The organism is Castellaniella sp., assembly GCF_047971665.1.
In the GTDB taxonomy this organism is placed as follows: domain Bacteria; phylum Pseudomonadota; class Gammaproteobacteria; order Burkholderiales; family Burkholderiaceae_B; genus Castellaniella.
Genome location: NZ_JBKEAA010000001.1, coordinates 20217 through 30333, shown reverse-complemented (window position 1 = coordinate 30333; position 10117 = coordinate 20217). Strand labels below are relative to the sequence as shown.

Below are 10117 nucleotides of genomic sequence, written 5' to 3'. Positions count from 1 at the left end.
TGGTATCGAAAGCGCTGCAGCACCGACAGGACGTGCGCGTGGCGCTGCGCCTCGGTGCCGTCGGCGACCTGTGGATCGAGCCCAGCGGTGCCGGCCAGAAATTGTTCCAGGCTCTCCAGGCTGGTGAGCCGTTCGTCGTGCAAGGTCAAGATCATCTCCCGATGATCGACGACCCGCGGCCAAAGCTCCAGACTCATCTGATGTTGGAATCACCAGGCCCCCTTCAGACTCATCTGATATTGGACAGGGCTCAGTCTGGACCTTCAGTCAGCCACGTAGTAGAATGGTTGGCTGACTTGGATACGTTGTCAGGATCCTGATGCGGCGCAGTTCCCTTTTTGGGGGGTGCCTTGCGTCCTTCTGGCTGGCGGTCCCCTATCATCTACCCACGGATTTCACCATGAAAGAAGGCATTCATCCCGAATACCATGAGGTCGTGTTCCTCGACCTGCAGACCGGCAACAAATTCATCTCGCGTTCCTCGCTGACTTCGCGCGAGACCACCGAGATCGACGGCAAGACCTACCCGCTCTTCAAGTGCGACGTGACTTCGGAATCGCATCCCTTCTACACCGGCGCCCAGACACGCATCGTCGAAACCGGCCGTGTGGAAAAATTCCGCGCCCGTTTCGCCCGCACGGCGGGCACGGTCAAAAAATAAGCGCCGCCACGCTGCGCACGCGTGCCAAAAGGCAGCCGTCAGGCTGCCTTTTTCATTTAACATGGGCGCATCCGCCCTCTTTTTTCTGGTGCTCCCCCGGTGCTGTTCCAAGACCTGCGATCGACGCCTGCCCGCCTGACAGCCACCGCTGCAGCCAAGCTGCCCAGACTCTTTCTGCTGTGCGTCGGCCTGATCTATATTCTGGCGGGCCTGTTCTATCGCGACCCCTGGAAGACCGACGACGTCACCAGCCTGGCCACCATGCTCACGGCCCTGTCAGGACAGGATCACGCCTGGCTGCTGCCTCAGGTCGGTCAACTGGCCCAGGCGCAGGACGGACCGCTCGTCACCTGGGTCGGTGCCGCCTGCATCTGGGCGCTGCGCCCTCTGTTCGAGTTTTTCTACAGCCCCCTGAACGCGGCCATCATCGCCTCGCGCGTGCCCAATCTGCTGTGGTTCGCCCTGCTCACCGGCTCGATCTGGTACGGCACCTACCTGCTGGGCCGGCGCCCTGAATCCCAGCCATTGGCCCTGCCTTTCGGCGGCGAACCCAATCCCCGCGACTATGGCCGCATGCTGGCCGACGCGGCGCTGCTGCTGATCGTGGCCACGATCGGCATCATCTGGCGCATGCACGAAACCTCCGAGGTGCCAGCGCTGATCGCGCTTCAGGCCCTGGCGTTCTACGCAGTGGCCCGGATGCTGGATCACCCCGTCTCGGGCGCGATCACCCTGGGCATCGCCCTGGGACTCGCCTTCCTGGCCCGCGGCTGGCTGGGCTGCCTGCCGCTGATCCTGGCCGTGCCCGCCGCCTTTCTGCCCGGCTGCGCCCTGGCGGCCGAGCGCAAATGGCTGAGCGTCAGCGCGCTGATCGCCGTCACGATCATCCTGCTCTGGTGGATTCCCGCCCGGGCTTTCGGCCCGTACTGGACCGAAAGCTGGCAACTCTGGTCGCACAATGCCTTTGACTGGCCCAGCGCCCGCGCCTGGGGCAGCATCCTGCGCGACCTGCCCTGGTTCCTCTGGCCGACCTGGCCGCTGGCCCTGCTGGCGCTGTGGCGCTGGCGCGGATGGTTTCGCGCGCCCCATATCAGCATGCCGTTGGGATTCGCGGTCGGGGCGCTGCTGACGCTGCTGGCCAGCGCCGATCCCTTTGAACCCGAATACGCCACCCTGGCCGTCCCTTGCGCGATCCTGGCGGCCTTCGCCCTGCCGACGCTGCGCCGTGGCGTCATCAATACGCTGGACTGGTTCGCGGTCATGTGCTTTTCGCTGACGGCCGCCACCGTGTGGCTGGGCTGGGTGGCCCTGCAGACCGGTTGGCCCGCCCAGATTGCCGCCAACATCGCCCGCCAGACCCGAGGATTCGAACCCCACGTCGCCTGGCCCGCCACGACCTTTGCCATCCTGGGCACCGTCGCCTGGATCGCCCTGGTGCGCTGGCGCCTGCGCACGCACCCGGCCGGGCTGTGGCGCGGCACAGCGCTGTCGGCCGGCGGTCTGATCACCACCTGGCTGCTGCTGGCCACACTGTGGATGCCCGCACTCGACTTCGTGCGCAGCTACCGCGATGTCTCGGCTTCTCTGGCCGCCGCCCTGGCCCAGCATCGTCAACCGGGCGAATGCATCCGCACACAGAACCTGGGCAACGGCCAGCGGGCGTCGTTCCTGGTCTTCAACGGGATCGAGTTCAGCTTCGACGGCAACTGCCCCTTGCTGCTGCAGCAGCTCAGTCCCCAAAGCCTCGAGGCGGGCCAGGCCTGGATGGCCGACCGCCCTGCGCTCTGGGAGGGCCGCCGCGCCCCCGACCGCCACGAGATGTTCCGGCTGCTGCGCCTGAAACCATAACGTCCCGCCCGGCCCGTTGACGCACGCCATGACCGACGCATCGCATCCCGGCTCACATGCCGCTCCCTGGCGCACCATCCTGCAACAGGCCTGGCCGATCCTGGTCAGCTCCTGGGCGGGCATCATCTTTGCGGTTCTGGACACGGCCATGGTGGGCCACGCCAGCGCCGCCGACCTCCAGGCGATGTCGCTGGGCGCCTCGATCTACATTACGGTTTTCGTCGGCCTGATGGGCGTGGTGCATGCGCTGATCCCCATCATTGCCCAGCATTTCGGCGCCGGGCGCCTGTCTGAGGCGGGACAGGCCTGGGGACAGGGCATCTGGCTGGCCCTGATCCTGTCCGCCCTGGGAGGCTCTTGCCTGCTGTTTCCCGACGCCTGGCTCAGCCTGTCGGGCGAGGTCGCCCCCGATGTCCGCCAGCGCGTGGCGGGCTACCTGGTCGCCCTGGCCCTGGCCCTGCCCTCGGCCCTGCTGTTCCGAACGATCTACGCCACGGCCACAGCCATCTCCCATACCCGTGAGGTCATGGCGATCAACGTCGGCAGCATCGCCTTCAAGCTGCTGTTCAACCTCTGGTTCATCTTTGGCGGCCTGGGACTGCCGGCGATGGGCGCCGTCGGCGCGGGCATTGCGACCCTGGTCGTGAACTGGCTGATGCTCGCGGCCGGTCTCTGGATGATCCGCCATCGGCGGGCCTTTCGCGCCCTGTCCTTGCAACTGGCGCGGCCCCGCTGGACCGACCAGAAGGCGCTGCTGCGCCTGGGGCTGCCCATGGGCGGATCCTATTTGATCGAGGTCTGCGCCTTCAGCTTCATGGCCCTGTTGATCGCGCGCGACGGCCTGTACGTCAGCGGCGCGCAGCAGATCCTGGCCAACCTGATCGCCCTGTCCTACATGCTGCCGATGTCCCTGAGCCTGGCCACCGCGTCATTGACGGCGCAGGCCGTGGGCGCGCACGACCCTTTGCTGGCCCGGCGCATGGGACTGAGCGGCATCGGCCTGGTGGCTCTGGGCGCGGTGCTCACCGGCATGATCCTGATCGCCGGACAGCACGCCATCGTGCGTGCCTACACGGATGAAATCGAGGTCGCCGCGATCGCGCTGACCTTGCTGCAGATCGCGCCCTGGTTTCATTTTTCGGATGCCATGCATTGCATCGGCGCCTATATCCTGCGCGCCTACAAGATCGCCCTGGTGCCGCTGATCCTGCAAGTCTCCGCGCTGACCGGATTGGGCCTGGTCGGCGGCTGGTGGCTGGGCTACGGCCCGGCGGCGGGTGCGCTGGCCCAGGTGACGCACCGGCTGATGCCGGGCGCCCCGGTCGGCGCCGCCACCATGTGGATCATGGCGATGGCCGGACTGCTGCTGTCGGCCCTGCTGCTGTTCGCCTGGTACGGGCGTGTGCTGCGTCAGCAGGGCCGCAGCGCCTGACGCTCAGGCAGGCTGCCCGGTCTCGGCGGCCTGTCCGGATTCGACGGCCACTTCGCCATCCGGCGTCGGTCCGGCATCGTCCGAATCGACCGCAGCGGCCGTGGCCGTCGTCACCAGTTCGACCACCTTGCTGCGCGACAGCACCCCGATGAACTCGCCCTGCTCGCCCGTGACGGCCAGCGGCTCGTGGGTGCGCAACAACCGCGCCAGCACCTCGTCCAGCCCGGCCGTGGCCGGCACGGACGCCATGTCGCTGATATGACGGCAGATGTCCCGCTCGCCCTCTTGCACGGCGCGCTCGGCGTCTTCCCGCATCAGCACACCGGCCAGACGCTTGCCGTCGAGCACCGCGGCGTAGTCGTAATGCCGGGCGGCCAGGCGCTCCAGCGCATGCTCCGGACGCGAGCGCATGGTCAAGGTCAGGGGACGCTCGTTGCAGGCATGGGATGCGTTCAGGACCTTGCCCCGGTTGACGTCCTGCAGGAAGGACTCGATGTAGTCGTTGGCCGGCGACAGCAGGATATCCTCGGGCGTGCCGTCCTGGATCAGCTCGCCATCCTTCAGGATGGCGATCCGGTTGCCCAGACGCAGCGCCTCGTCCAGATCGTGAGTGATGAAGACGATGGTCTTGTTCAGCTTGGCCTGCAAGGTCAGCAGCTGATCCTGCATCTCGTGGCGGATGAGCGGATCCAGCGCGGAAAACGCCTCATCCATCAACAGGATCTCGGCGTCCGTGGCCAGCGCCCGGGCCAGGCCCACGCGCTGCTGCATACCCCCAGAAAGCTGGTGCGGATACTGCGCTTCGAACCCGGACAGGCCAACCTGTTCGAGCCAGTGGCGCGCCCGCTCATTGCGCTCGTCGCGCCGCACGCCCTGCACCGCCAGCCCGTAGGCTGCGTTATCCAGCACCGTGCGATGCGGCAGCAGGCCGAAACGCTGGAACACCATGCTCATCTTGCTCTGGCGGAATCGTTCCAGCTCGCGCGGCTTGAGGCTGACCACGTCCACCCCGTCCACCAGGATCTGGCCGGCGCTGGGCTCGATCAGGCGGTTGAAATGCCGGATGAGCGTCGACTTGCCCGAGCCCGACAGCCCCATGATCACATGGATGCGGCCTTCCTCGATGGACAGGCTGATGTCGCGCAGGCCCAGGGTATGACCACTGCGCTCGAGCAGGTCTTCCTTGGACATGCCCTCGCGGGCGGCGTTCAGCCAGCGATCCGGATGCGGTCCGAAGATCTTGTAGATGTTGCGGACTTCTATTTTGCTCATGTCAGTGCCTCCTGACCTGCCAGCGGCGGCCGAAACGCTGCGTGATGCGGTCGAAGATGATGGCCAGCACCACGATCCCCAGACCGGCCAGCAGACCGCGTCCGACCTGCAGACGGTTGATGCCCTGCAGAACCTCGTAGCCCAGCCCGCGCACCCCGATCATGGAGGCGATCACCACCATGGCCAGCGCCATCATGGTGGTCTGGTTGACCCCCGCCATGATGTTGGGCAGCGCCAGCGGCAACTGCACGCCAAAGAGCTGCCGGCTGCGGCTCGCGCCAAAGGCGCGCGAGGCCTCGAGGACCTCCGCATCCACCAGACGAATCCCCAGATCGGTCAGGCGGATGACGGGCGGCACGGCGTAGATCACCGTGGCGAACAAGGCCGCCAGCTTGCCCAGGTTGAACAGCATGACCACCGGAATCAGGTAGACGAAGCTGGGCATGGTCTGCATGATGTCCAGGATCGGCAGCATCACGGCGCGGATCCAGCGAAAGCTGGCCATGGCAATGCCCACGGGAATCCCGATCAATACCGAGAATACCACCGCCACGATCATCAACGACAGGGTCTGCATGGCGGCCTCCCAGAGGCCGATGGCCCCCACCAGGCAAACCAGCAGACCCATGGACAGGCTGAAGCGCCAGGAGCGGCTGCCCAGCCACGCCAGGCCCATGATGATGATCACGATCGCCCACCACGGCGAATGCCGCAGCAGGTTGTCGGACCAGATCAACAGATCCAGCAGCGGCTGGGTCACCGCCCGCAGCACGTCGGAATACTGCGTGACCAGCCCATTGACGAAATCGTCGATGGGCCGTTGCAGATCCCGGGCCGCAATCAGTTCTGGAAACATGCGGGCTCCTTACAGGGCAGCCTTGACACGCTCCGTCACATCGGCTGGCAGCCACTGGGTCCAGACGTCCTGATGGTTCTTCAGGAACCACATGGCGGTCGGCTGGGGCTCGGCCTCGTTCTTTTCCATGTAGGCCATGGCCTGATTCATGACGTCCAGGGGCACCTTGACCTTCGACAGGAAGGCGGTCAGTTTCGGCGCATCCTGGGTGAATCTGGTGGTGACCGCCGTGAACACCGGGTTTTCCGGATAGTCAGAAGCCTGGGGATTCTCGCAATTCGGGTCGGTCAGGCATTTCTGCTTGGCGGCGTCATAGGCCGGCAGCTCGAGCTTGACCAGATCCATGGAGCCCACCAGCGGCGTCGGATACCAGTAGTAGAAAACGACATTTTCCTTGCGCTGGTAGGCGGCCGTCAGCGCGGCCTTCTGGGTCGCGCCGGTGCCGGGCGAGAACAGCGTGAAGGTATCGCCCAGGCCCAGGGCCTTGAACAGATTGGTGCTGACGACCTCGCAACCCCAGCCCGCCGGGCAACCGTAGAAACGGCCCTTGGAGGGTTCCTCGGGATCCTTGAAGGCATCCTTGAATTTGGGCAGGTCGGCGGCTTTTTTCAGCTCGGGCAGACGCTCGGCCGTGTATTTGGGGATGAACCAGGCCTCGCCGCCCATGTAGATGTCGCCGATGCGCTTGACCTTGCCCGAGGCCTCAGCCTTGGTCCAGGGGTCCAGAATGCTGTTCAACCAGATCTCGCTGTTGATGTCCAGATCACCACGCTCGAGCGCGGCCAGCGCCGGCAGGGTTTCCGTGGGCAGGACCTCGGAATCGCAGCCGTAGCCGTTCTTGACGATGAAACGCTCGACTTCGACCAGCACCAGGTTGGATTCCCAGTTCATGCCGCCGAAGCGCATGGGGCGATCGAGTTCGCACTGCGGCGCCTCAGCCGCCTGGGATACCGACGGGACCAGCGACAGGCCCGCCAGGGCCGACGACAGGGCGAGGCCCAGAACGGCACGAGACAGACGGGATGCGCGAGCCGCTGCGGGTGAGGATGAAATAGAGTTGGACATAGATGCCTCCTTTGGGTTACGGAGACGCCGGAAACGCCATGCGTGGCCGACGCCCTGGCTTAGGGGAGGGTGTGCGGAAGACGACCGTGGGCCGCCAATACATACCAGCACTACAAGCGCGTGAGCGCCCAGGACAGACAGGGCCGAAAAACCGATCGCGGCGCCGTCAGATTGGAAGAAAAAGCAACAACTAATAGAGGGGAAACGTCTATTTTACACTCAAAATAACCGAAAATAAAACCGGTTAGCGACACGCACTCTCTGACGGGCCTCGAAAACCGGGGGCCGCCGGGCCGGGCCGGCGCAGGACGCCGGGATCACCGGAACCCCGGAGTCCCGGCCCAGACAGGCCGGTCATCGCAGCCGGTTCAACGCGCCTGGTAGATGTAATCGCGCCGCCAGGGATACGCCTGTCCGTCGGGATAATCCAGCTCATCGGCGCTGCCTGCCGGCCTGGGCTGGGCAATGATCTGATGCAGCGCAATCCAGCCGTGCTCGAACCCCATGGCACAGCCCGCCAGATACATGCGATAGGCGCGCAGCGAGCGCTCGCCCTGAGGTGTGTTCAGGATGGCGCGAGCCTCGTCCAGACGGGATTCGAGCGCATCGCTCCAGGCCCAGAGCGTGCGGGCATAGTGCGGCCGCAGGTTCTCGACATCCAGGTCCTCCAGCCCCGCCTCGGCCAGCGTCTGCTGCACATAATGAATGTGGGACAGCTCGCCACCGGGAAAGATGAATTTCTCGATGAATTCCCCCATGCCGGCGCCCAATTCGCTGTTGTCCAGCCCACCGGCCGTGATGCCGTGATTCAGAATCAGGCCGCCGGGACGCACCAGCCGGCGAAGCTTGGCGAAATAGCCGGTCAGCTGCGTCCGCCCCACATGCTCGAACATGCCGACCGAGGCGATCTTGTCATAGGGTCGGGACTCATCGAGCTTGCGGTAGTCGAGCCGCTCCATGCGCACCCGCCCGGACAGGCCCTTTTCCTGGATCAGTCGGTTGACGTAGGCGTGCTGATTGTTCGACAGCGTAATGCCCGTGACATCGACGTCGTAGTGCTCCGCCGCCCACAGCATCAGCCCACCCCAGCCGCCGCCCACATCGAGAAACCGCTCGCCCGGTTTCAGCGCCAGCTTGCGGCAGATATGGTCGAGCTTGGCCTCCTGGGCCTGCGCGACGGTGAAATCCGGCTCGCGGTAATAGGCGCAGGAATACACCCGGCGCGGGTCCAGCCACAGGGCATAGAAATCGTCCGACAGGTCATAGTGAAATTCGATCTGGCGCGCATCGCGCTCGATCGAATGGTGCCAGACCGACATCAGCCGCTTGATCAGGCTGGTCAACCAGCCCGAGCGGGCAAGATCGACAGGCGACCCCGGCAGAATCCCCGCCGCCAGGCGCATCAGGTCGCGCATGGCGCCGTCGAATTCGAACTTGCCCTCGACATAGTCCTCGCCCAGAACGCCGACCTCGCCTGCCGCGAAATGCGTGAGAACACTCGAATCGCGCACACGCAGGCGGATCGCCGCGTCGGCCGCGCCGACTTTCTGTCCATCCGGCAGATCCATGGAAACCGGCATGGGCAACGCGCCAAGTTTGTTCTCGATGATGGAAGCAATTGCAGTCAACAGAACCTCCCTCAGTCATATAAAGGACCTTGCTATAGTAGCGCTAATTCTCGCTGCCTCAAGCATCCGTTCCTGGCATTTCCAGCGTCCTTTTTCCGCTCTCATGGCCCCCCGTTCTTCCTCACTGCCGATGCCGCCCTGGCTGATCCTGATGGGCGCGCTGGCTGCGCTCGGCCCCCTGGCCATCGACATGTACCTGCCCGCCTTCGGCGCCATGGCGCACGACCTGGGCGTCTCTCCAGGACTGGTGGAGCGCACCCTGGCCAGCTACCTGCTGGGCCTGGCCCTGGCCCAGCTGGTCTACGGCCCGCTGGCCGACCGCTATGGCCGCAAGCCGCCGCTGCTGCTCGGCCTGGCCCTGTTCACGGCAGCCTCGATCGCCTGCGCGCTGAGCCGCGACATTGATCACCTGACCCTGTGGCGCGTGATTCAGGCCTTCGGCGGCGCTGCGGGGATGGTGATTCCGCGCGCCGTGATCCGTGATCATCTGGACACGCGCGAGGCTGCTCAGGCACTGTCTCTGCTGATTCTGGTGATGGGCGTGATGCCGATTCTGGCGCCGCTGCTGGGCGGGCAGGCCGTCACGCTGGGTTCCTGGCGCACAGTGTTCTATCTGATGAGTCTGGTCGGCGCCGGCCTGTGGCTGGCCGTGGCGCTGCGCATGCGTGAATCCCTGGATCCCGCGCGTCACGCGCCACTGGCCGTGGGCGTCATTGCCGCCAATTTCCGCCTGCTGCTGACCCATCGGCGCTTCATGGGCTATACCCTGGCAGGCGGCTTCGGTTCGGGCGGCCTGTTCGCCTATATTTCAGGCTCGCCCCAGGTTTTCATCTCGATCTATGGCATCGACCCGCGCTGGTTCGGCCTGCTGTTCGGCCTGAACGCCGCCGCGCTGATCGTGGCCTCGCAGATCAGCGCACGCCTGTTGAATCGTCATCTGCCGATCCGCCTGCTGGCCCACGCCCAGAACACGCTGGTGCTGATGACGCTCTGCGCGCTGGCGCTGACCCTGCTGGACTGGATCACCCTGCCCTTGCTGATGCTGTGCCTGATGGGTTTCATGGCCAGCCAGGGCTTCGTCGGCCCCAATGCCGCTGCCCTGGCGCTGGCCGAGCAGGGACCGCGGCTGGGCACGGCCTCGGCACTGATGGGCGCCTTGCAGATGTTCTGCGGCGCCTTGGCCGGCTTTGCCGTCAGCACCTGGCATACCGGCACACCCCTGCCGTTGACCGCCGTGCTGGCGCTTTGCGCGATCCTGTCGTGGCTTTCTGGCCGCATCGCCATGCAACAGACCTTGCAGCCTGCTTGATTCATATGATCATTTCAGTATAGAATGCAAGGCTTTCCAGATAGAC

General features: G+C 65.2%; 9 protein-coding genes. 4 read left to right on the top strand and 5 right to left on the bottom strand.

Annotated features, from left to right (window positions below; genetic code table 11):
* Positions 1 to 197, bottom strand: a 197-nt coding sequence (locus ACK5JE_RS00145; protein ID WP_416799692.1) for a hypothetical protein, incomplete at its 3' end; no start/stop codon positions are given.
* Between the two features lie 203 nt (positions 198 to 400).
* On the opposite strand from ACK5JE_RS00145, the gene ACK5JE_RS00140 reads away from it, so the two are divergent.
* From ACK5JE_RS00140 to ACK5JE_RS00130, 3 genes are all read left to right on the top strand, one after another.
* Positions 401 to 661: a type B 50S ribosomal protein L31 gene (locus ACK5JE_RS00140; RefSeq protein WP_416799691.1), complete on the top strand. Its 261-nt coding sequence runs from the start codon at positions 401 to 403 to the stop codon at positions 659 to 661.
* A 99-nt stretch (positions 662 to 760) separates the two neighbouring features.
* On the top strand, positions 761 to 2509 hold the full coding sequence (locus tag ACK5JE_RS00135) for an ArnT family glycosyltransferase (RefSeq protein ID WP_416799690.1): 1749 nt from the start codon (positions 761 to 763) through the stop codon (positions 2507 to 2509).
* A 28-nt stretch (positions 2510 to 2537) separates the two neighbouring features.
* Positions 2538 to 3941, top strand: a complete 1404-nt coding sequence (locus ACK5JE_RS00130) for an MATE family efflux transporter (RefSeq protein ID WP_416799689.1) — start codon at positions 2538 to 2540, stop codon at positions 3939 to 3941.
* Positions 3942 to 3944: 3 nt separating this feature from the next.
* On the opposite strand, the gene ACK5JE_RS00125 is transcribed toward ACK5JE_RS00130, so the two are convergent.
* The 4 genes from ACK5JE_RS00125 to ACK5JE_RS00110 form a co-directional block, all read right to left on the bottom strand.
* Positions 3945 to 5213 carry a quaternary amine ABC transporter ATP-binding protein gene (locus ACK5JE_RS00125; protein WP_416799688.1) on the bottom strand — a complete coding sequence of 423 codons (1269 nt, stop codon included), beginning with the start codon at positions 5211 to 5213 and terminating at the stop codon, positions 3945 to 3947.
* 1 nt (position 5214) lies between these two features.
* Entirely contained in the window at positions 5215 to 6069 is an 855-nt protein-coding gene (locus ACK5JE_RS00120) for an ABC transporter permease (protein WP_416799687.1), read from the bottom strand.
* A 9-nt stretch (positions 6070 to 6078) separates the two neighbouring features.
* Positions 6079 to 7134 (bottom strand): ABC transporter substrate-binding protein, encoded by a 1056-nt coding sequence (locus tag ACK5JE_RS00115; protein ID WP_416799686.1) that lies wholly within the window; start codon positions 7132 to 7134, stop codon positions 6079 to 6081.
* A 368-nt stretch (positions 7135 to 7502) separates the two neighbouring features.
* Complete coding sequence (locus ACK5JE_RS00110) at positions 7503 to 8762, bottom strand: class I SAM-dependent methyltransferase (RefSeq protein WP_416799685.1); 1260 nt, start codon at positions 8760 to 8762, stop codon at positions 7503 to 7505.
* Positions 8763 to 8865: 103 nt separating this feature from the next.
* Here ACK5JE_RS00110 and ACK5JE_RS00105 point away from each other — a divergent pair, with 103 nt between their 5' ends.
* A complete protein-coding gene (locus tag ACK5JE_RS00105; protein WP_416799684.1) occupies positions 8866 to 10071 on the top strand; it encodes a Bcr/CflA family multidrug efflux MFS transporter in 1206 nt (401 codons plus the stop codon).
* The last annotated feature ends 46 nt before the right edge of the window (positions 10072 to 10117 follow it).